General features: G+C 59.0%; 22 protein-coding genes. 5 read left to right on the top strand and 17 right to left on the bottom strand.

Annotated features, from left to right (window positions below):
* Window positions 1-17: 17 nt before the first annotated feature.
* Window positions 18-1316 carry a serine hydroxymethyltransferase gene (locus J3P93_RS00195; protein ID WP_434594060.1) on the bottom strand — a complete coding sequence of 433 codons (1299 nt, stop codon included), beginning with the start codon at window positions 1314-1316 and terminating at the stop codon, window positions 18-20.
* Window positions 1317-1577: 261 nt separating this feature from the next.
* On the opposite strand from J3P93_RS00195, the gene J3P93_RS00190 reads away from it, so the two are divergent.
* The 5 genes from J3P93_RS00190 (at window position 1578) to J3P93_RS00170 (ending at window position 6162) form a co-directional block, all read left to right on the top strand.
* Window positions 1578-2792: an MFS transporter gene (locus tag J3P93_RS00190; protein ID WP_434594057.1), complete on the top strand. Its 1215-nt coding sequence runs from the start codon at window positions 1578-1580 to the stop codon at window positions 2790-2792.
* A 156-nt stretch (window positions 2793-2948) separates the two neighbouring features.
* Entirely contained in the window at window positions 2949-3911 is a 963-nt protein-coding gene (locus J3P93_RS00185) for an AurF N-oxygenase family protein (protein ID WP_434594054.1), read from the top strand.
* A complete protein-coding gene (locus tag J3P93_RS00180; RefSeq protein ID WP_434594052.1) occupies window positions 3908-4969 on the top strand; it encodes a 2Fe-2S iron-sulfur cluster-binding protein in 1062 nt (353 codons plus the stop codon). The genes J3P93_RS00185 and J3P93_RS00180 overlap by 4 nt, the downstream gene beginning before the upstream one ends.
* Window positions 4970-5006: 37 nt before the next feature.
* Entirely contained in the window at window positions 5007-5717 is a 711-nt protein-coding gene (locus J3P93_RS00175) for a glutamine amidotransferase (RefSeq protein WP_434594050.1), read from the top strand.
* A 76-nt stretch (window positions 5718-5793) separates the two neighbouring features.
* Window positions 5794-6162, top strand: coding sequence for an antibiotic biosynthesis monooxygenase family protein (locus J3P93_RS00170; RefSeq protein WP_122543417.1), 369 nt, complete (start codon window positions 5794-5796; stop codon window positions 6160-6162).
* Window positions 6163-6365: 203 nt separating this feature from the next.
* Here the strand turns inward: J3P93_RS00170 and glmS are convergent, their stop codons facing one another.
* From glmS to mnmG, 16 genes are all read right to left on the bottom strand, one after another.
* Window positions 6366-8198, bottom strand: coding sequence for a glutamine--fructose-6-phosphate transaminase (isomerizing) (gene glmS, locus J3P93_RS00165; protein ID WP_434594047.1), 1833 nt, complete (start codon window positions 8196-8198; stop codon window positions 6366-6368).
* Between the two features lie 2 nt (window positions 8199-8200).
* Window positions 8201-8977 (bottom strand): DeoR/GlpR family DNA-binding transcription regulator, encoded by a 777-nt coding sequence (locus tag J3P93_RS00160; protein ID WP_434594045.1) that lies wholly within the window; start codon window positions 8975-8977, stop codon window positions 8201-8203.
* Window positions 8978-9125: 148 nt separating this feature from the next.
* Window positions 9126-10493: a bifunctional UDP-N-acetylglucosamine diphosphorylase/glucosamine-1-phosphate N-acetyltransferase GlmU gene (gene glmU / locus J3P93_RS00155; RefSeq protein ID WP_434594042.1), complete on the bottom strand. Its 1368-nt coding sequence runs from the start codon at window positions 10491-10493 to the stop codon at window positions 9126-9128.
* Between the two features lie 118 nt (window positions 10494-10611).
* Window positions 10612-11037: a F0F1 ATP synthase subunit epsilon gene (locus J3P93_RS00150; RefSeq protein WP_434594039.1), complete on the bottom strand. Its 426-nt coding sequence runs from the start codon at window positions 11035-11037 to the stop codon at window positions 10612-10614.
* Between the two features lie 45 nt (window positions 11038-11082).
* On the bottom strand, window positions 11083-12462 hold the full coding sequence (gene atpD / locus J3P93_RS00145; RefSeq protein WP_090287822.1) for a F0F1 ATP synthase subunit beta: 1380 nt from the start codon (window positions 12460-12462) through the stop codon (window positions 11083-11085).
* A gap of 27 nt (window positions 12463-12489) precedes the next feature.
* Window positions 12490-13350 (bottom strand): F0F1 ATP synthase subunit gamma, encoded by an 861-nt coding sequence (gene atpG, locus J3P93_RS00140; RefSeq protein WP_007911960.1) that lies wholly within the window; start codon window positions 13348-13350, stop codon window positions 12490-12492.
* A 50-nt stretch (window positions 13351-13400) separates the two neighbouring features.
* On the bottom strand, window positions 13401-14945 hold the full coding sequence (gene atpA / locus J3P93_RS00135) for a F0F1 ATP synthase subunit alpha (RefSeq protein WP_016772405.1): 1545 nt from the start codon (window positions 14943-14945) through the stop codon (window positions 13401-13403).
* A gap of 21 nt (window positions 14946-14966) precedes the next feature.
* The gene (locus tag J3P93_RS00130; protein ID WP_016772404.1) at window positions 14967-15503 is read right to left on the bottom strand and encodes a F0F1 ATP synthase subunit delta; all 537 of its coding nucleotides are present in this window, start codon (window positions 15501-15503) and stop codon (window positions 14967-14969) included.
* Window positions 15504-15515: 12 nt separating this feature from the next.
* The gene (locus J3P93_RS00125; protein WP_016772403.1) at window positions 15516-15986 is read right to left on the bottom strand and encodes a F0F1 ATP synthase subunit B; all 471 of its coding nucleotides are present in this window, start codon (window positions 15984-15986) and stop codon (window positions 15516-15518) included.
* 59 nt (window positions 15987-16045) lie between these two features.
* A complete protein-coding gene (gene atpE / locus J3P93_RS00120; protein ID WP_003097235.1) occupies window positions 16046-16303 on the bottom strand; it encodes a F0F1 ATP synthase subunit C in 258 nt (85 codons plus the stop codon).
* A 133-nt stretch (window positions 16304-16436) separates the two neighbouring features.
* Entirely contained in the window at window positions 16437-17306 is an 870-nt protein-coding gene (gene atpB / locus J3P93_RS00115) for a F0F1 ATP synthase subunit A (RefSeq protein ID WP_016772402.1), read from the bottom strand.
* 16 nt (window positions 17307-17322) lie between these two features.
* Window positions 17323-17730, bottom strand: coding sequence for a F0F1 ATP synthase subunit I (locus J3P93_RS00110; protein WP_090287824.1), 408 nt, complete (start codon window positions 17728-17730; stop codon window positions 17323-17325).
* A gap of 148 nt (window positions 17731-17878) precedes the next feature.
* Complete coding sequence (locus J3P93_RS00105) at window positions 17879-18751, bottom strand: ParB/RepB/Spo0J family partition protein (RefSeq protein WP_332763887.1); 873 nt, start codon at window positions 18749-18751, stop codon at window positions 17879-17881.
* 9 nt (window positions 18752-18760) lie between these two features.
* Window positions 18761-19558 carry a ParA family protein gene (locus J3P93_RS00100; protein WP_203420125.1) on the bottom strand — a complete coding sequence of 266 codons (798 nt, stop codon included), beginning with the start codon at window positions 19556-19558 and terminating at the stop codon, window positions 18761-18763.
* Window positions 19559-19576: 18 nt separating this feature from the next.
* The gene (rsmG, locus tag J3P93_RS00095) at window positions 19577-20221 is read right to left on the bottom strand and encodes a 16S rRNA (guanine(527)-N(7))-methyltransferase RsmG (protein WP_434594030.1); all 645 of its coding nucleotides are present in this window, start codon (window positions 20219-20221) and stop codon (window positions 19577-19579) included.
* On the bottom strand, window positions 20218-22116 hold the full coding sequence (mnmG, locus tag J3P93_RS00090) for a tRNA uridine-5-carboxymethylaminomethyl(34) synthesis enzyme MnmG (RefSeq protein WP_434594027.1): 1899 nt from the start codon (window positions 22114-22116) through the stop codon (window positions 20218-20220). Before mnmG ends, rsmG begins: the two co-directional genes overlap by 4 nt.
* Window positions 22117-22526: the final 410 nt, after the last annotated feature.

Raw genomic sequence — 22526 nt, 5'->3', positions numbered from 1 at the left:
CAAAAAAGCGCAGACGGTTAATACGGCAGCCTGAAACGCTTGGTCAGGTCGCTGATACCTTCACGAATCGAGCGTTCAGTACGGCCGTCAAGGGCACCGCTGCGCACGCCACCGAGCATGGCCAGAATCATGTCGCCGATTTCTCGGAATTCGTCGCCCCCCATGCCACGCGAAGTGCACGCCGCACTGCCGAGACGAATCCCGGACGTCACGGTGGGCTTGACCTCATCGCCGGGCACGACATTTTTGTTCACGGTAATACCGATTGCCTCCAACGCACGCTCGGCGACATTCCCCACCAGGCCCCACGGCCGCAGGTCAATTACTCCCAAGTGACAGTCGGTCCCTCCCGACACAACCAACAGCCCACCTTCAGCCAATCGGCCACACAAGGCCTGGGCGTTGGCGACCACGGCGTGGGCATAGGCGCCGAAGGCCGGTTGCAATGCCTCGCCCAGTGCCACGGCTTTGGCTGCAAGGATATGCATCAGTGCTGCGCCCTGCAGGCCGGGGTACACCGCTGCATTGATCTTCTGCGCAATGGCTTGCTCATTGCACAGAATCATCCCGCCACGCGGGCCGCGCAATGTGGCATGGGTACTGAGGGTGGTGACATGAGCGAACGGCACAGGAGACGGATACGCCCCCCCCGCGACGAGCCCGGCGACGTGGGCAATGTCGGCCATCAGGTACGCCCCCACCTCGTCGGCAATCGCACGAAACCGGGCGAAGTCCAGCGCTCGTGAGTAAGCCGAGGCCCCTGCGATGATCAGGCGTGGACGTTCTTGTCGAGCGATCTGCTCGACCTGATCCATGTCGACCCTGTGGGTCACCGGGTGCACGCCATAACTGAGGGCCTGAAACCAGCGCCCGGACAAGTTGAACGCTGCACCATGGGACAGGTGCCCACCGGACTTCAGGTCCAGGCCGAGGATCTTGTCCCCCGGCGCCAGCAGAGCCAGAAACACCGCCTGGTTGGCCTGGCTGCCCGAATGAGGCTGCAGGTTGGCATAGGCACAGCTGAACAGCTGCCTGGCCCGTTCGATGGCGAGTTCTTCAATGGCATCGACATTGCAGCAACTGGCGTAATAGCGACGCCCTGGGTAGCCCTCGGCATATTTGTTGGTCAGCACCGACCCTTGGGCCTCGAGCACCGCACGACTGACCACGTTCTCGGCGGCGATCAGCTCGATTGACTGCACCTGGCGCTGACGCTCGGCGTCAATGGCGCGCCACACCTCCCCGTCCACCTGGGGCAGCGCAACGCCGCTGACCCCTGGCAGCGCGTGGCCCTCCTGATAAGCGAAATGCGGCATGGTCACTCCCTGTGTAAACGCCCGGATAACACGCCGCACTACCCTAGCCGCCCACGGGCCGGCCGACCATACCAGTTCGCTCGGATGTTGCAGACCACTGCACCCAAAGTCCTTGCCACGCGTCTACGCGGGGGCAGCCGTGAGGAAATCGCCGCCATTTAAAGTGGTCTGGTGGCCTCATGGGTAATGGACTATCGCGCAAGACCATCGCCTCATTAAGCTCTGCGCCGGATTTGCCATGCTCACTACACGGGTTTCGCCATGACGATTCGTATCGGGTTGCTGCCTCAGGTCGCCGCCGCACACTTTGTCAGTCATTTGCACATCATGGTGCTGGCGGCGCTATTTCCCCTGCTTCCGGCCTTTTTCAACGTGGGATATGTGGAGCTGGGCCTGGCGCTGAGCCTGTTCAATATCGTTACGGCGCTGGTGCAGGCACCCATGGGGTTTGTCGTGGACCGCTACGGTGCCAGACACTTGCTGTGCGTCGCGCTGGCGCTGGGCAGCAGCAGTTTCCTGCTGATTGCACTCTTGCCCGGCTACACCTGTTTACTGATCGGCATGGTGCTGGCGGGTGTCGCCAACGCCATTTATCACCCGGCCGACTACGCCCTGCTGTCGCGTCACATTGACCCCGCCCACATCGGTAAGGCGTTCTCCGTACATACCTTTGCCGGGTTCCTTGGCGCGGCCGTGGCCCCGGTGTTTTTGCTGAGTATCGCGGTGGCGAGCAACCTGCCCATGGCCTTTGCGGCGGCGGCACTGGTGGGTTTTTTCGTGCTGGCGCTGTTGCTGCTCCCTGGCTCCGCACTGGCCCGAGTCAGTCGCGCGTATCCCGCCGCAGACCCGACACCCATTGGCGCCAGTCGCCTGTCATTGCTCTCGCCCATGGTGCTCAGCCTGACCCTGTTGTTTGTGCTGCTGAACCTGAGCACCGGCGCGATCGAGAAGTTCTCGGTCGCCGCCCTGATGCAAGGCCAGGGCGTGGCCTTGACCTGGGCCAACTCGGCGTTGACCGCCTTCCTCTTTGCCAGCGCTTTCGGCGTGCTGGCAGGGGGAGCCTTGGCCGACCGGACTCGCCGCCATGGCGTAGTCGCAGCCAGCGCGTTTGCCTTGGCCACCGTGCTGATGCTGCTGGTCGCCACTGCACGCTTGAGCGAGCCCGCGCTGCTGATCGTGCTGGGGGCTGCGGGCTTCCTGACCGGGGTGATCGCACCGTCCCGCGACATGCTGGTACGGGCGGCTGCTCCGAAGGGTGCCGAAGGCAAAACCTTCGGCATCGTCTCTACCGGTTTCAACATCGGTGGCGCCATCGGGCCAGTCGGGTTCGGCTGGCTGCTCGACCAAGGTCAGCCCAACGCCATTTTCTGGGCCAGCGCCGCCTTCATGTGCCTGACCGTTGTACTGACCCTGATACAGGAGCGGTCCATGGCAAGGGCCCGAAAAGTGACGGCACTCCAGGTGGCATTCAAGTGATCTGAATCAATGGCCGCCAGGTGTTTTTGCCGCAGACTTGAAGGGCGCCGTCCCGCATTCATTGCGCTGCACCCCTCGCTTGTGCGCACTCGTTATTTTTGCAAGGACTGCACGGTAAACCCCAACACCAATAGCCGATTCCCTTGGAGTTAAAACATGGAACGTTTGAATTGTGGTACCGATGACGTAGTAAAAAACATGCTGGCCAAACTCTCCACGCTCTGGAAAACCCGCGCGGCCGTCAACAACCCGCAACCGAACTACTGGGGCCTCGCCTTCGATGCCGACAAGCACGACTTCAGTCTGTCGCTGTTACCGTTTCGTCATCACCAGGCCTGGCTCGAAGCCCCTCAGGATCTGCAATCCAAATGCCTGTCCTATGCGTGGGGCATCTACAACCTGAAGACCATCTACATCGAATGCAATGTGGTCGTGCCGGCCTGCGAGGACATTATCAAGACCCCGCCGCCGAGCAACAACCGCGCCCTGCTGCAAGACGTGATGTCTCAGGCACTGCTCGACGAAGCCCTGCACACGCGCATGTCCATCATGGCCTGCAACTATATCTATGACATGCGCAAACTCACCCCGCTGGACTTCAGCGCGTTCAACCTGGTGACCTGGCGCGAGGCGCTCCTGGCCAACTGCACGGCCGAATGGGAGCGACGCCTGACCCGCTTCGGCGTCGCGTGTGCCAGCGAAACGCTGATTACCGACTACCTCAAGACCATGGCCGAGGACGCCAGCATTCAGGCAGTGTGCCATGAGGTCACGCGTACCCACGCCATGGACGAGTGGAGCCATTCCAGCGTCTTCAGCTTCGTCGCTTCCGACATCGTCATTGGCCTGAGCCGCAAGGAACGCGAGTACCTGCGCACGATCATCCTGCGCACGGTGCAGATGTTCGCCAATAACGAAATGGGCGCATGGTCCACCGTGTTTTCGATGCTGGATTTCCCCCACGCCGGCGAGATCGTGCGTGACGTGGGCGACAACAACGAAATCAGCGTCTACACCGACTCGCTCGAAGCCCTGATAGACCGGATCGGCCTGACGGGCAACGGCCTCAGCAGTGCCGAGCATGCCATTGAAACCCTAGGCGAGAAGGTCCGCGCATGAACGGCATGGCATCCTTCACGGCCCTGTGCGAACACGTAAGCACTGAAACGGCCAACGTAAAAGTCTTCACCCTGCGCGCGGTGGACGCCCCCGTCGAATTCCTTGACAGCCTGGAGGCGGGCAGACACGTGGCCCTGCACGCCGCGGACATGGCGGGCACCTGTCACCAACGGTTGTATTCGATCACGCGCAAGCATGGCGTGGACCGGTTCGACATTGCGGTCAAGCGTGAAGGCCATGGCGGCGTTTCGGACCAGTTGCACGCTACGCTGCAAGCCGGCTCAACCACCGCGATGCAATTTGTCGCCGGTGATATTTCGCTGGAGTCGGTTCTGGGTTGCCGCCAGATCGGCATGCTCGCTGGCGGCATCGGCATCACCTTGCCGATTGCATTGCTGCGTGGCCTGGCCGAGCGTGCGCAACGCGGATTGGCGGTGCCCGATGTGAGCCTGCTGCTGTGTGTGCCGTGCATCGCCGAGATTGCGTTTCTACAGGAGTTGCTGGAGCTTGAGCTGAGCACATCGTGGTTCTCCTTGCAGCTGTTCGTCACCCGCGAAGCGGTCAACAACAACGGACACTTCAGCGCCGGTCGGCCCCAGGTCCAGGATCTGAGCCGGCTGGGTAACCCCGATCGCGTGGTGATCTGCGGCAGCTATGGCTTCGCCCAGGCCATGCGCGAACACACCCTGGCCATGTTCCCCGCGAGCCGCTTGCTCATCGAGTCATTCACGCCACCGGCCGCGCCGGCCTGCGCCACACAGCCGCAGGCTCAAGCCGACGCGACGCTGCGCCTGCACTTGAACCACAACGATCAGGTGCTGGAGCCGTCTGCCGGCAAGAGTTTGCTAGAGATGCTTGAAAGCGGCGGCATCGCGGTGCGCAGTCTTTGCCGCGCCGGCATCTGCGGTCACTGCCGGCTGAAGGTATCGGAGGGTCACTACACCCTTGAACCCGACTTTTGCCTGACCGACAAGGACAAGGACGACGGCTACGCCCTCGCCTGCTGCACCTTCCCGCAATCCGGGACGATCAAGGTCGACCTCTCCACCACGGTATGAGCACTTACCGTCCTTACTTCAACAACTGGTTTTTTCCATGAAAACTGCCATTGCATTGCGCCACATTCATTTCGAAGACGTTGGCACCCTGGATGCCGTTCTCGCCGAAGCAGGCTATACGCTGATTTACCTGGACCCCACCGTCGACGCCATCTACAGCGAGCCGGTGCTGCAGGCCGACTTGTTGATCGTACTCGGCGGCCCGATTGGAGCCTATGACGAGCAGCTGTATCCGTTTTTGCACGACGAATTGAAACTGGTACGCCAGCGCGTTGCGTCCGGCAATCCGCTGCTGGGCATCTGCCTCGGTGCGCAATTGATCGCCCGGGCCATGCAGGCCGATGTCTACCCGATGGGGGTCAAGGAGATCGGTTTTGCACCGCTGTCCCTGACCGCGGCCGGTCAAGACTCGCCGCTCGCCGCACTGCTGGACACCCCCGTGCTGCACTGGCACGGCGACCAGTTCGATGTGCCAGAAGGCGCTGTGCTGCTGGCCAGTACTCCGGTGGGTGCGCATCAGGCGTTCGCCGTGGGCAACACGATTCTCGGCCTGCAATTTCACCTCGAAGCCGATACCGCCAACATCGAGCAATGGCTGGTCGGCCATGCCAGCGAACTGGCACAAACCGGCATCGACCCGGTTGCGTTGCGCAGCGAGGCCATTCACCTCGGCGACCGCCTGACCCGCGCCGCGAGCCACGTCATGCGGGCCTGGCTGAACAACTTGGGCACCCCGATAAAACACTGATAGCGGTCAGGCAGCCGCCCAGCGCATTTGCACCGTGTAAAACCACCTGAAAAATATCAAGGATGAGGAATCAAAAATGATCGTCGTTTTGTTTGAGTTACAGGCACTGCCAGGCCAGGGCGAGACCTATGTTGACCTGGTCAACAAGCTGACCCCGCTGCTTGAACCCATGGACGGTTTTATTTCCGTCGAGTGCTTTCAAAGCACGCTCAACCCCAAGAAGGTGATGTCGGTCACCACCTGGCGCGATGAAGAGGCCGTGGTGCAATGGCGCAACGTGACAGCCCACCTGTCGGCACAGCGCGCCGGACGCGACAAAATCTTCGATGACTATCGCGTGCGCGTGACATCGGTGATTCGTGATTACGGTCTGCGTGATCGCGAACAGGCACCCTACAACGTAGTGGTCGACGGTGAACCCGCTACGGCTGCCGCAGTGGTTTAACGGCGTATTCTCGTCACCTGCACAGCGGCGAGAAATTTATTACCGGCGGTTGTGGTGAGCCGGGCTCACCACAACCCACTCTTCGAAATCGATAATCCCGCAACGCCCATTCGTGCATTCGGTGGACGTCATTAAATAGAAAAAGCCCCTGAAATCAGGGGCTTTGGCATTGCTCGAAAATCTGTTTTTTAGCAGTGGATAACTTATTCCACCGTCACCGACTTCGCCAGATTGCGCGGCTGATCCACATCCGTGCCTTTGAGCACCGCGACGTAGTACGACAGTAACTGCAACGGGATCGTGTAAAGGATCGGCGAGAGGATGTCGTTAATGTGCGGCATCTGGACCACATGGGTGCCTTCGCCGTTGGTCATTGCGGCTTTTTCGTCGGCGAAGACGATCAATTCGCCGCCACGGGCGCGGACTTCCTGCAGATTGGATTTGAGCTTTTCCAGCAGTTCGTTGTTCGGCGCAACGGTGACCACCGGCATGTCGTTATCCACCAGCGCCAGCGGGCCGTGTTTGAGCTCGCCGGCCGGGTAAGCTTCGGCGTGAATGTACGAGATTTCCTTGAGTTTCAAGGCGCCTTCCATCGCCACCGGAAATTGCGCACCGCGACCGAGGAACAAGGTGTGGTTCTTCTCGGCGAACAGTTCGGCGATTTTTTCCACGGTGCTGTCCATCGCCAAGGCTTCGCCCAGACGGGTTGGCAAGCGACGCAGTTCTTCGACCAGCGTGGCTTCAACGCCTTTGGCCAAGGTCCCGCGAACCTGGCCCAGCGACAGGGTCAGCAGCAGCAGGCCGACCAGTTGCGTGGTGAAGGCTTTGGTCGAGGCGACGCCGATTTCGCGGCCGGCCTGGGTCAGCAGGGTCAGGTCGGATTCGCGCACCAGCGAACTGATGCCGACGTTGCAGATCGCCAGGCTGGCGAGGAAGCCCAGTTCTTTGGCGTTGCGCAGTGCGGCGAGGGTGTCGGCGGTTTCGCCAGATTGCGAGATGGTCACGAACAGCGTGTCCGGCTGCACCACCACCTTGCGATAACGGAATTCGCTGGCGACTTCGACCTGGCACGGGATGCCGGCCAGTTCTTCGAGCCAGTAGCGGGCGACCATGCCGGCGTGATAACTGGTGCCGCAGGCGACGATCTGTACATTACGCACCTTGGCAAACAGCTCGGCGGCTTGCGGCCCGAACGCTTGCACCAGTACCTGATCACTGCCGATGCGCCCTTCGAGCGTGCGCTGCACCACCGCCGGCTGCTCGTGAATTTCCTTGAGCATGTAATGGCGATACTCGCCTTTGTCAGCGGCTTCGGCACCGTCGGTGTACTGCACAATTTGACGCTCTACAGCGTTACCGTTGACGTCCCAGATCTGCACGCTCTCGCGTTGAATTTCAGCGATATCGCCTTCTTCCAGGTACATGAAGCGGTCGGTAACCTGACGCAGCGCCAGTTGATCGGAAGCGAGGAAGTTTTCGCCCAGACCCAGGCCAACCACCAATGGACTGCCACTGCGCGCAGCGACCAGACGATCCGGTTGCTGCGCATTGATCACTGCCAGACCGTATGCGCCGTGCAGTTCCTTGACGGTGGCTTTGAGCGCAACGGTCAGGTCTGGCTGCTGCTTGAGCTTTTCAGTCAGCAGGTGGGCGATGACTTCGGTGTCAGTGTCAGAGGTGAACACATAACCGAGCGCCTTGAGTTGTTCGCGCAGCGTTTCGTGGTTTTCGATGATGCCGTTGTGCACCACCGCAATGTCGCCGGAGAAATGCGGGTGGGCGTTGCGTTCGCACGGCGCGCCGTGGGTGGCCCAGCGCGTGTGGGCAATGCCGAGGCGGCCGACCAGTGGCTGTTCAGCCAACGCCGCTTCGAGCTCGCTGACCTTACCCGGCCGGCGCATACGCTCGAGGTTGGCGTCGTTGGTGTACACCGCCACACCGGCGCTATCGTAGCCGCGGTATTCAAGGCGCTTGAGGCCTTCGAGCAGGATCGCGGTGATATTACGTTCTGCCACTGCGCCGACAATTCCACACATGTTTATTTCTCCTGACTGACAGCCGCGCTAATCACGGTGATACCGCGGGCCTGAAGGTGATCGCGGGCCTCATCGGACAGGCGATCGTCGGTAATGAGGGTATGGACGCTGCTCCATGGCAGCTCCAGGTTGGGGATCTTGCGGCCGATCTTGTCGGCCTCGACCATGACGATGACTTCGCGCGCCACTTCAGCCATTACCCGGCTCAGACCGAGAAGTTCGTTGAAGGTGGTCGTCCCGCGCACTAGATCAATGCCGTCGGCACCAATGAATAGCTGATCGAAGTCGTAGGAGCGCAGTACCTGCTCGGCGACCTGACCCTGAAAGGATTCCGAATGCGGATCCCAGGTGCCGCCGGTCATCAGCAGCACGGGCTCGTGTTCAAGCTCGCACAAGGCATTGGCGACATGCAGGGAGTTGGTCATCACCACCAGCCCCGGCTGCTGGCCGAGTTCGGGAATCATGGCGGCGGTGGTACTGCCGCTGTCGATGATGATTCGCGCATGTTCGCGGATGCGCTGAACCGCGGCGCGGGCAATCGCCTGTTTGTATTTGGAGACGCTCTGCGCGGTTTCCGCGACCAGTTCCTGGGGCATGGTGATCGCACCGCCGTAACGGCGCAGCAACAGACCGTGGCTTTCGAGTGCAGCCAGGTCCTTGCGAATCGTAACTTCGGAAGTTTCGAAGCGCTTGGCCAGTTCATCCACACTGACTTCGCCCCGCTCGTTGAGCAGGGAAAGGATGTTGTGACGGCGCTGGGGCGTGTTGCGTTTCGACATGGCGGCTTAAGTTTCGATTCGAAAGATAACGTAAGCAATCAAAACCTATCGAAACAAAGCCGTCAAGTCGTTGCGAGAAAAATTCAGAAAATGACGCGATTCGTGTGGGAGCGAGCAGGCTCGCTCCCGTCAGAGGGCTGTGGATAACTCAGGACTTGTTGATTTTTTCCGGCCGCTTCCAGCCATCGATATTTTTCTGCCGCGCCCGACCGACAGCCAACTGCGCGTGATCCACATTTTGCGTGATTGTCGAACCGGCCGCCGTGGTTGCCCCGCTGGAGATATCCACAGGCGCAACCAGCGAATTGTTCGAGCCGATGAACACATCCGCACCCAAAACGGTTTTCCACTTGTTGGCGCCATCGTAGTTGCAGGTGATGGTGCCGGCGCCGATGTTGGTGCGTGCACCGATTTCGGCATCGCCCAGATAGGTCAGGTGACCCGCCTTCGCACCCTCGCCCATGTGAGCGTTTTTCAATTCGACGAAGTTACCCACATGCGCGCGGGCTTCAAGCACGGTGCCCGGACGCAGACGCGCGAACGGGCCGGCATCGCTGCCTTCACCAAGAATCGCACCCTCGATATGGCTGTTGGCTTTGATCACCACGCCTTTGCGCAGGGTGCTGTCCTTGATCACGCAATTCGGGCCGATGACCACATCGTCTTCGATTACCACCTTGCCTTCGAGGATCACGTTGATGTCGATCAGCACGTCACGACCGACGGTGACTTCACCACGCACATCAAAACGTGCCGGATCGCGCAGGGTCACACCTTGTGCCATCAGACGACGACCGGCGCGCAGCTGGTAATGACGCTCGAGTTCGGCTAGTTGCTTGCGATCGTTGGCGCCCTGCACTTCCATCGGGTCATGCGGTTGTTCGGTGGCCACCACCAGACCGTCGCTGACCGCCATTTCAATCACGTCGGTCAGGTAGTACTCGCCCTGGGCGTTGTTGTTCGACAGGCGACTCATCCAGTCCGCGAGGCGATTGGCCGGCACGGCGAGAATGCCGGTGTTGCCTTCGGTTATCGCGCGTTGGGCTTCGCTGGCGTCTTTGTGCTCAACGATGGCGACCACCTTACCGTCAGCATCACGCACGATGCGACCATAACCGGTCGGGTCGTCGAGTTCGACGGTGAGCAAACCCATCTGGCCCGGAACGACGTGCTTGAGCAAACGCTGCAGGGTTTCGACTTCGATCAACGGCACGTCGCCGTAAAGGATCAACACGGTGTCGGCAGTAATGAACGGCACCGCTTGCGCCGTGGCGTGGCCGGTACCGAGTTGCTTGTCCTGGAGGACGAAATTCAGATCGTCGGCCGCCAGGCGTTCACGCACCACATCGGCGCCGTGACCGATGACCACATGAATACGTTGCGGGTCCAGCTGACGGGCGCTGTGGATAACATGACCCAGCATGGAGTTGCCAGCAATCGGGTGCAGCACTTTCGGCAACGCCGAACGCATGCGGGTGCCTTGGCCGGCCGCGAGGATAACGATTTCAAGAGACATGACTGGCTACCAATCCTGGGTGGTCAGCGACTGCGACCGGTTTTCGGGAATTCGGAAAAGAAAAAAGGGTAGCCGAGGCTACCCTTTTTTATCAATCGCACAACAAGCGGCTGACGGATTAACCGCCAAACTTCTTGCGGATCTGCTGGACGGTGCGCAGTTGAGCTGCAGCCTCGGCCAGACGTGTGGCAGCGGCGCCGTAATCGAAGTCCGCGCCTTTTTCGTTCAGGGCATTCTCCGCAGCCTTGAGAGCTGCCTGAGCCTGAGCTTCATCCAGATCGGCGGCACGTTGCACAGTATCGGCAAGCACCTTGACCATGTTCGGCTGAACCTCGAGGAAACCACCGGAGATGTAGTACACCTCGGCTTCCCCGCCTTGCTTGATCAGGCGGATCGGACCCGGCTTGAGATTAGTGATCAGCGGCGCGTGACCCAGAGCGATACCAAGATCACCCAGTGCACCGTGCGCAATCACCATCTCGACCAGGCCGGAAAAGATTTCCCCTTCCGCGCTGACGATATCGCAATGGACTGTCATAGCCATCTGATTGCCTCAACCTAAATTAGCGCCCGTTGCCGGGCGCCGGGATTACAGTTTCTTGGCTTTCTCGATCGCTTCTTCGATGCCGCCAACCATGTAGAACGCTTGTTCTGGCAGGTGGTCGTAGTCACCGTTGAGGATGCCTTTGAAGCCAGCAATGGTGTCTTTCAGGGAAACGTATTTACCCGAAGCACCGGTGAAGACTTCAGCCACGAAGAACGGCTGCGACAAGAAGCGCTGGATCTTACGAGCACGGTTAACCAACTGCTTGTCGGCTTCCGACAGCTCGTCCATACCCAGGATCGCGATGATGTCCTTCAGCTCTTTGTAACGTTGCAGAACGTACTGAACGCCGCGAGCGGTGTCGTAGTGGTCCTGGCCGATCACGTTCGGGTCCAGCTGGCGCGAAGTCGAATCCAGTGGATCTACCGCCGGGTAGATACCCAGGGAAGCGATGTCACGGGACAGAACGACGGTAGCGTCCAGGTGGGCGAAGGTGGTCGCTGGCGACGGGTCGGTCAAGTCGTCCGCCGGTACGTATACCGCCTGGATCGAGGTGATCGAACCTTCCTTGGTCGAAGTGATACGTTCCTGCAGAACGCCCATCTCTTCAGCCAGGGTCGGCTGGTAACCTACTGCCGAAGGCATACGGCCCAGCAGTGCGGATACTTCAGTACCGGCGAGGGTGTAACGATAGATGTTGTCGACGAACAGCAGAACGTCGTTACCTTCGTCACGGAACTTCTCGGCCATGGTCAGGCCGGTCAGGGCTACGCGCAGACGGTTTCCCGGCGGCTCGTTCATCTGACCGTAAACCAGTGCCACTTTGTCCAGAACGTTGGAGTCCTTCATCTCGTGGTAGAAGTCGTTACCCTCACGAGTACGCTCACCCACACCGGCGAACACGGAATAACCGCTGTGCTCGATGGCGATGTTACGGATCAGTTCCATCATGTTTACGGTTTTGCCTACACCGGCACCACCGAACAGACCGACTTTACCGCCCTTGGCGAACGGGCAAACCAGGTCGATAACCTTGATGCCGGTTTCCAGCAGGTCGTTGCCGCCCGCTTGCTCGGCGAACGAAGGTGCAGGACGGTGAATGCCCCAGCGCTCTTCGGTGTCGATCGGGCCAGCTTCGTCGATCGGGTTGCCGAGGACGTCCATGATCCGGCCCAGGGTCGCTTTACCAACCGGTACGGAGATGGCTGCGCCAGAGTCGCTGACTTCCAGACCGCGCTTCAAGCCCTCGGTGGAACCCATCGCAATGGTACGAACCACGCCGTCGCCCAGCTGCTGCTGAACTTCCAGAGTGGTTGCGGCCGCGCTTTGTACAGTCAGCGCGTTGTAGATGCTCGGTACGCTGTCGCGTGGAAATTCCACGTCGATAACGGCGCCGATGATTTGAACGATACGTCCGCTACTCATAGCTGGATCCTCTGAATATTTGAACCGTTAAACCGCGGCAGCGCCGCCGACGATTTCCGAGATCTCTTGGGTGATCGCAGCCTGACGCGCCTTGTTGTAGATCAGCTGCAAATCGCTGATCAAATCACCGGCGTTGTCGGTAGCGTTCTTCATCGCGATCATCCGCGCAGCCTGTTCAGCCGCGTTGTTCTCGACCACCGCCTGGTAGACCTGCGACTCGACGTAACGGACCATCAAGCCGTCAAGCAGCTCTTTGGCATCCGGTTCGTAGAGATAGTCCCAGTGGTGCTTGAGATCCTGATCCGGGGTGGCCACCAGTGGAATCAATTGCTCCACGGTAGGCTGTTGCGTCATGGTGTTGATGAACTTGTTGGACACCACGGACAGGCGGTCAATACGGCCGTCCAGGTAGGCATCCAGCATCACCTTGACGCTGCCGATCAGATCATTGATCGACGGCTCTTCACCCAGGTGGCTGATAGCTGCAACGACGTTACCGCCGAAGTTGCGGAAAAAGGCCGCACCCTTGCTACCAACGACACACAGATCAATCTCGACGCCGTTTTCGCGGTTTACCGCCATGTCCTTGACCAGGGCCTTGAACAGGTTGGTGTTCAAGCCGCCGCACAGACCACGGTCACTGCTCACGACGACATAACCGACGCGTTTGATTTCGCGGTCGATCATGAACGGGTGGCGGTATTCCGGGTTGGCGTTGGCCAGATGCCCAATTACCTGGCGGATACGCTCCGCATAAGGACGGCTAGCAGCCATGCGCATTTGTGCCTTGCGCATTTTGCTGACCGCCACTTTTTCCATGGCGCTGGTAATCTTTTGCGTGCTTTTGATGCTCGCAATCTTACTGCGAATCTCTTTTGCGCCTGCCATGTAACACCTATCAGGTTAGCAAGCGGGAGCCTCGCGGCTCCCGCTGCGGCTTACCAGGTTTGGGTGGCCTTGAACTTCTCGATACCGGCTTTCATGCCAGCGTCGATTTCGTCATTGAAGTCACCTTTAACGTTGATCTTCGCCATCAAATCGGCGTGATCGCGGTTGAAGAAAGCAATCAGCGCTTGTTCGAAGCTGCCGACCTTGGCGATTTCAATGTCAGTCAGGAACCCACGCTCAGCGGCATACAGCGACAGCGCCATGTCAGCGATCGACATTGGTGCGTATTGCTTCTGCTTCATCAGCTCGGTAACGCGCTGACCATGCTCAAGTTGCTTGCGGGTCGCTTCGTCCAGGTCAGACGCGAACTGGGCGAATGCCGCCAGTTCACGGTACTGAGCCAGAGCGGTACGGATACCACCGGAAAGCTTCTTGATGATCTTGGTCTGAGCGGCACCACCCACACGGGATACCGAAACACCGGCGTTCACTGCAGGGCGGATGCCCGAGTTGAACATGGCCGATTCCAGGAAGATCTGACCGTCGGTGATGGAAATCACGTTGGTCGGAACGAACGCGGAAACGTCGCCAGCCTGGGTTTCGATGATCGGCAGTGCGGTCAGGGAACCGGTTTTGCCGGTCACTGCGCCGTTGGTGAACTTCTCAACGTATTCTTCCGAAACGCGGGATGCGCGCTCCAGCAGACGGGAGTGGAGATAGAACACGTCGCCTGGGTAAGCTTCACGGCCTGGTGGACGGCGCAGCAGCAGGGAGATCTGGCGGTAAGCCACTGCCTGCTTGGACAGATCGTCATAAACGATCAGCGCGTCTTCACCGCGGTCGCGGAAGAATTCACCCATGGTGCAACCGGAGTACGGTGCCAGGAATTGCAGCGCAGGAGATTCCGAAGCACTGGCAGCCACGATGATCGTGTTGGCCAGGGCGCCGTTTTCTTCCAGCTTGCGAACCACGTTGGCAATGGTCGACTGCTTCTGACCGATCGCTACGTAGACGCAGAAAATGCCGCTGTCTTTCTGGTTGATGATCGCGTCGATCGCCAGAGCGGTTTTACCGATCTGACGGTCACCGATGATCAGCTCACGCTGGCCACGGCCGACCGGGATCATGGCATCGACAGCCTTGTAGCCAGTCTGTACAGGCTGGTCTACCGACTTACGCCAAATCACGCCTGGAGCAACTTTCTCGACCGCGTCGGTCTCGGTGTTGCCCAGTGGACCTTTGCCGTCAACAGGGTTACCCAGTGCATCGACTACGCGGCCCAGCAATTCCTTACCAACAGGAACTTCGAGGATGCGGCCGGTGCACTTGGCGCTCATGCCTTCAGCCAGCGACTGGTAGGAGCCCAATACCACGGCACCTACGGAGTCCTGCTCCAGGTTGAGGGCCATACCGTAGACGCCGCCCGGAAACTCGATCATCTCGCCGTACATGACGTCGGCCAGACCGTGAATCCGCACGATGCCGTCAGATACGCTGACGACAGTGCCTTCGTTACGGGCTTGGGAGGTCACATCGAGCTTGTCGATGCGGCCCTTGATAATTTCACTTATTTCGGAAGGATTGAGTTGCTGCATTGCTCTGCTGCCCCTTCAAACTCAAGATTTCAATGCTTCGGCAAGTTTCGCGATTTTGCCGCGAATCGAGCCATCGATAACCAGGTCGCCGGCGCGGATCACGACACCACCAATCAAGGCAGCGTCCTCCGCAACTTGCAGGCGCACTTCCCGGTTGAGTCGTGCACTGAGAACCTTGGCGAGTTTGTCTTGCTGTTCTTGGTTCAATGCGAAAGCACTGGTCACTTCAACGTCTACCGATTTCTCTTGTTCGGCCTTGTACAGGTCGAACAGAGCGGCGATCTCCGGCAGAAGCAGGAGACGGTCGTTTTCGGCAACGACGTTGATGAAGTTGCGTGCCTTTTCATCAAACTTGTCGCCGCACACGTCAATGAACGTGGCGGCCTTTTCTGCGCTCGTCAGTCGCGGGGCCTTGAGCACGCGCTGCAGGGTGTCGTCTTGCGACACCGCTGCTGCCAGGCCGAGCATGGCTGACCAATTGGCCAGTTGCTGGTGGGCCTGAGCGTGCTCGAAGGCCGCCTTAGCGTAAGGTCGGGCCAACGTGGTCAGTTCTGCCATGATCGCCCTCGCTTAGATTTCAGCAGCCAGTTGGTTAACCAGCTCTGCGTGCGCGTTTTGATCGATTGTGGCACCCAGGATCTTCTCGGCGCCGCCAACAGCCAGCAAGCCCACTTGGGCACGCAGCTTGTCTTTGACGCTGTTCAGTTCCTGTTCGATCTCGGCTTGAGCCTGAACCTTCACACGGTCAGCGTCGATACGGGCTTTTTCAACAGCCTCTTCGACGATCTGGTTACCGCGTTTCTTGGCTTGCTCGATGATTTCAGCTGCCTGAGCTTTCGCTTCGCGCAGTTGCTGACCCGCTTTTTCTTGGGCCAACTCCAGGTCGCGAGCTGCACGGCTGGCAGCGTCCAGACCATCAGCGATCTTCTTTTGACGTTCGTGCAGAGCAGCGATGACCGGAGGCCATACATACTTCATGCAGAACAGTACAAAAATCAGGAACGCAACGGACTGGCCAATCAGGGTCGCATTAATGTTCACGCCAACACCTCGCAGTTACGTTGTCCATCACACCAGATTACTCGGAAGACTCCGGGTAATCAGCCAGCGATCTGACCAACGAACGGGTTCGCGAAGGTGAAGAACAGCGCGATACCAACACCGATCATGGTTACGGCGTCGAGCAGACCGGCAACGATGAACATTTTGACTTGCAGCATTGGAACCATTTCTGGCTGACGCGCTGCGCCTTCCAGGAACTTGCCGCCCAACAGGCCGAAACCAATTGCGGTACCCAGTGCGCCCAGGCCGATCAACAGTGCAACAGCGATAGCGGTTAGACCAACTACAGTTTCCATCTTTCCTCCCGACTTTTACGTCGTATGGTTTAGGTTTTTTAGATTAAAGCGGTAAAACAAATCGTTTCAGGTGCCCTGTGAAGAGCCCCCTCCCGTTTGACCGGGAGGGACATCAGACTAGTCGAGACTGGTCTTAATGGTTTTCTTCGTGCGCCATCGACAGATAGACGATGGTCAGCATCATGAAGATGAACGCCTGCAGCGTGATGATCAGGATGTGGAACACAGCCCACGCCCACTGCAGAACAACGCCCAGGCCGCTCAGCCAGAGCAGGCCGCTGCCGAACATCACAGCGATCAGAATGAACACCAGCTCGCCGGCATACATGTTGCCGAACAGACGCAGAGCCAGAGAGATCGGCTTGGCAATCAGGGTCACGAATTCCAGCAGGAAGTTCACCGGGATCAGCAGTGCTTGAACGAAGATGTTCTTGCTGCCGAACGGGTGCAGGGTCAGTTCGCCGATGAAGCCGCCGATGCCCTTGACCTTGATGCTGTAGAAAATGATCAGTGCGAAAACCGAGAACGCCATGCCCAGGGTCGCGTTCGGGTCGGTAGTCGACACGGCGCGGAACGGGATGTGCGCATCGCCGGAGATCAGGATGGCCAGTTGAGGAATCCAGTCGACCGGTACCAGGTCGACGGCGTTCATCAGGAACACCCAGACGAAGATGGTCAGTGCCAGCGGTGCGATCACCGGGCTACGACCATGGAAGCTGTCTTTCACGCTGCCATCGACGAATTCGACCAATACTTCAACGAAGTTCTGCAAAGCACCCGGCTGACCCGACGTTGCCTTCTTCGCCGCCATGCGGAAAAGAAGCACGAAGATCAGACCCAGCGCGACCGACCAGCCGAGGGTATCGACGTGGAAAGCCCAGAAGCCCATTTCCTTGGCCTCTGCTGCGGTGTGGGCAAAGCCCCAGCCGCCGTTGGGTAGCTGACCGAAAGTCAGGTTCTGCAAGTGGTGCTGGATATAGCCCGAAGCGGTTGTTTCTGCCATGGTTGCCTCAAACGCCCTAAGGTCTCGAAAGTCTTGTTCTCATCAGCAGGGGAGCGAACCAGCTGACCGACTGCGTCAGCACGAACACGCCGAATACTGCGATCGGCGCCAGTGGCTTCACACCTGCAAACACCAGTGCAAACAGCACTGCCGTCAAAATCAGTTTGCCTGCCTCGCCGGCATAGAAAGACCGGACGATGGACTGGGCTGCTCGGGCGCCGGAAAACCGAAATGCCCTGTGAGCGAAATAAACATTGGGCAGCAAGGCTATCAGGCCCCCGCAAAGTCCCGAGTATCCGGCAACGACTCCGTGCCATTGCCAGAGCGCCAACGCGGCAATCAGCAAAACGACAAATTGAGCCATCAGCACCGGAAAAACCGCCAGGCGATGGAACGGCAGGCGGTTTGGCTTGCGGGTTTCCATCACGTTTGCTCTCCAATGGTCGGCTGCCAGAATTCACTAACTTGGCATAATTTGTGCCGACAAAATGCGCGCAGAGTATAGGGGCGGTTCTGCCCCTATTCAACTGTCAGGTAGTGATTTCCGACTGCGCGCTACATGAGGAAATGTTTCAGCGGATGTGTGCGAGCACACCTTGAAGCTCATCGAGCGAGTTGTAACCAATCACCAATTGGCCCTTGCCCTTCTTCCCGTGGCGAATCTGCACCGCAGAGCCTAGGCGCTCGGCCAGGCGCTGCTCGAGGCGGGCGATGTCCGGATCGGGTTTGGCGGCTTCGACAGGCTCGGGTTTGCCACTCAACCACTGGCGAACCAGTGCCTCAGTTTGGCGCACGGTCAGCCCGCGTGCGACAACATGTCGCGCCCCTTCGACCTGCTGATGGTCCGGCAGACCGAGCAACGCACGAGCATGGCCCATTTCCAGATCGCCATGGGACAGCATGGTCTTGATGACTTCAGGCAATGCAATAAGTCGCAACAGGTTAGCCACAGTCACGCGAGACTTACCCACAGCCTCAGCCACCTGCTGTTGCGTCAGCTGAAATTCCTGTTGCAGCCGTTGCAGGGCCACGGCCTCTTCAATCGGACTCAGGTCTTCGCGCTGGATGTTCTCGATCAGCGCGATGGCGATTGCGGTTTCATCAGGCACATCGCGGACCATGGCCGGAATGGTTTCCTGGCCAGCCTGCTGACTGGCGCGCCAGCGACGCTCACCGGCTATGATCTCGAAGCGGCCGCCGCCAATCGGGCGCACCACGATCGGTTGCATCACGCCTTGAGCCTTGATCGACGACGCCAGTTCTTCAAGCGCCTGCGGATCCATGTCCCGGCGCGGCTGGTATTTGCCGCGCTGAAGCAGGTCCAGCGGCAGATGCTGCAATTCCCGGGTATCAGCCTGCGCGGCCTGTTCTTCCAGGGCGCTGACTGTCGGACCGCTCAGCAGTGCATCCAGTCCACGTCCGAGACCTCGTTTCTTGACGGCCATGGGGATTCCTTAAGTTGGCTGGGCAGCGGCGATGCGTGAATTTTTGCGCTGACGGCGAACCATCTCGCCCGCCAGGGCCAGATAGGCCAGCGCGCCGCGCGATTGCTTGTCGTATGCCAGCGCCGGCATGCCGTAGCTCGGCGCTTCGGCCAAGCGGATGTTGCGCGGAATCACCGTGTCGTACAGCTGCTCGCCGAAGTGTTCCTTGAGCTGCGCCGACACATCGTTCATCAGGCTCAGGCGCGGGTCGTACATCGTCCGCAACAGGCCTTCGACTTTCAGGTTCGGATTCAGCAGTTCTGCGATGCGCTTGATGTTATCCACAAGGTCGCTCAAGCCTTCGAGCGCGAAATACTCACACTGCATGGGGATGATCACCCCGTCGGACGCGACCAGCGCGTTCAGCGTGAGCATCGACAGCGACGGCGGGCAGTCGATCAAAATGTAATCGTAGTTGTCGCGGATCGGCGCCAGCGCGCTGCGCAGGCGGCTTTCCTTCATCTGCATTTCCAGCAGCACCACTTCGGCCGCCGTCAGATCGCGGTTGGCCGGCAGCAGCTGATAACCGCCATGTTCGGAAAAATGCATGGCCTGGCCCAGATCGCATTCTCCGATCAGCAGGTCGTAGACCGAATTTTCCAGGCCGTGTTTATCCACACCGCTACCCATGGTGGCGTTGCCCTGTGGATCGAGATCGATCAGCAGCACCCGGCGCTTGGTCGCGACCAGCGATGCTGCGAGGTTGATACAGGTGGTGGTCTTGCCCACACCACCCTTCTGGTTCGCTATCGCGAATACCTTAGCCATTCTTGCTTGTGTTCCCAATCATGCCGTGCGGCGCAGTATCAGCAGATGGCGTTGGCCTTGGCAACCGGGTACGGCCAGGGCGTGTTCGCTATCGAGTTTGAAGTCTGCCGGCAATGCTACCAGCTCATCGGCCGGATGAACGCCCTTCATTGCCAGCCAGCGTGTATCGGCATCGCCCAGGTGGCGAGTCCAGTTACTGAAGTTTTCCATGCTGCTGAACGCCCGGGAAATGATCCCGTTGAACGGATGCACAGGCTGGAAAGCCTCGACACGACTGTGGATAACTTGCAGGTTATCCAGCTTGAGTTCGAGTTTGACCTGGGTCAGGAAGCGGGTTTTCTTGCCGTTGCTGTCCAGGCAGGTCACCTGCGAATCCGGAAACAGGATCGCCAACGGGATGCCCGGCATGCCGCCACCGCTGCCGACGTCGAGCCAGCGGCCGTTTTCGATGAACGACATCACGCTCAGACTATCGAGCAAGTGACGCGAGACCATTTCGTCCGGATCGCGCACAGCGGTGAGGTTGTAGGCCTGGTTCCATTTGATCAACAGGGCCAGATAACCCAGCAGCAACTCATGCTGGGCTTGCGTGAGCTCGACACCGAGCGCGCGGGCTCCTGTGGATAACTCTTCGGCGTGTTGCGAAGTGACCTTAGAACTCAAGCGCTTTGCTCCAACTGACGGCCCGCGCCGCGTTTTTTCAAATGGATCATCAACAGCGAAATGGCTGCCGGGGTCACGCCCGGGATCCGCGAAGCCTGGCCGAGCGTCTCGGGACGAGTCGCGCCGAGCTTGCTCTGGATCTCCTTGGAGAGACCGGAAATGTTGGTGTAATCGATATCCACAGGCAGTTTCGTGTCTTCGCTGGCGCGCAAACGGGCAATTTCATCCTGTTGACGATCGATGTAACCGGCGTACTTGGTCTTGATTTCGACCTGCTCGGCAACCTGTGGATCTTCGGCGCCGTTGCCGGTCACCTCGACCAGACCGGCGTAATCGATTTCCGGTCGGCTCAGGAGGTTGAGCAAGTTGTATTCGTGGGTCAGTGGCGTGCCGAATTTCTCGGCAATCGCATCGCCCTGTTGCGTATTCGGGCGTACCCAGGTGCTTTTCAGGCGCTGTTCTTCCAGATCGATGCTTTCGCGCTTCTTGCAGAACGCCGCCCAACGCGCGTCATCGACCAGACCGAGCTCGCGGCCTTTTTCGGTCAAACGCAGGTCGGCGTTGTCCTCACGCAGGATCAGGCGGTACTCGGCGCGAGAAGTGAACATGCGGTACGGCTCTTGGGTACCCAGGGTGATCAGGTCATCGACCAACACACCGATATACGCTTCATCGCGGCGCGGGCACCAGGCTTCTTTGCCCTTGGCGCGCAGCGCAGCGTTGGCGCCAGCGAGCAAACCTTGTGCACCGGCTTCTTCGTAACCGGTGGTGCCGTTGATCTGGCCAGCAAAGAACAGGCCGCCAATCACTTTGGTTTCGAGGCTGTATTTCAAATCGCGTGGATCGAAATAGTCGTACTCGATCGCATAACCCGGACGCACGATGTGCGCGTTTTCCATGCCGCGGATCGATTGCACGATCTGCAACTGCACGTCGAACGGCAAGCTTGTGGATATCCCGTTCGGGTACAGCTCATGGGTGGTCAAACCTTCCGGTTCGATGAACACCTGATGGCTTTCCTTATCGGCAAAGCGATGGATCTTGTCTTCGATCGACGGGCAGTAACGCGGGCCGATGCCCTCGATTTCCCCGGCAGCGGAATACATCGGTGAACGATCGAGGTTCGCCGCGATGATTTCGTGGGTACGGGCATTGGTGTGGGTAATCCAGCAGCTGACCTGGCGCGGATGCTGCTCTTTGTTGCCCATGAACGACATCACCGGGATCGGCGTATCGCCTGGCTGCTCGGTCATCACCGAGAAATCCACAGACTTGCCATCAATACGCGGCGGTGTGCCGGTTTTCAAGCGGCCAACACGCAGTGGCAGTTCACGCAGACGGTGCGCCAGGGCGATCGACGGCGGATCGCCGGCACGACCGCCTGAGAAATTCTGTAAACCGATGTGGATAAGTCCACCGAGGAACGTACCGGTGGTCAACACCACGGAATCGGCGAAGAAGCGCAGACCCATTTGCGTGACAACACCACGGACCTGTTCCTGCTCGACGATCAGGTCGTCAGCCGCTTGTTGAAATATCCACAGGTTCGGCTGGTTTTCCAGGATTTCGCGGACAGCCGCTTTGTACAGAATACGGTCGGCCTGCGCACGGGTCGCCCGTACGGCCGGGCCTTTGCGGCTGTTCAACACGCGAAACTGGATACCACCCAAGTCGGTAGCCATGGCCATCGCACCGCCGAGGGCGTCGATTTCCTTGACCAGATGGCTTTTGCCAATGCCACCGATGGCCGGGTTGCAACTCATGGCGCCGAGGGTTTCCACGTTATGCGTCAGCAACAGGGTTTTTGCCCCCATACGTGCTGAGGCCAGTGCTGCCTCGGTACCGGCATGACCGCCGCCGATGACGATCACTTCAAAACGGGAAGGGAAATCCACCACGCACCTCGTGCCTGCTTAATAGGTCATTCAGGAAATAGTTTGAGCTCAGGTTTCTGGACCTGGTCGACAAGTATAGGGACTTCGCCCTTCCTAAAGAACCCTCTGAACAAAATTTAACCAGCTGTGGAGAACTCGCGGTTAAAAGAATAAAAAAGAAAGAAATTTATAAAATCTTTGTTTTTATGTTTATTCTTACTGACCATACTTTCTGTGGATAGATCGCTACAGGCCTGTATTTATGTGATGTACAGAGATTCAAAACCCTGTGCTCATGTGCCAATGAGGGCGTTGGATAAGCCTTGTAAGCCTGTGGATTAAAGGGGTGGTTATCCACAGGGGGGTTTATATCCAGTTTTGAAGCCCTGTTATCAACCGACCTTAGTGGCAGTTATTCACAGGGCTTAATC

The sequence above is a fragment of the Pseudomonas sp. R3-57 genome (assembly GCF_051132065.1).
Taxonomy (GTDB): Bacteria; Pseudomonadota; Gammaproteobacteria; order Pseudomonadales; family Pseudomonadaceae; genus Aquipseudomonas.
The sequence above is the reverse complement of the archived record's forward strand: the minus strand, read 5'-3'. Positions and strand labels throughout refer to the sequence as shown.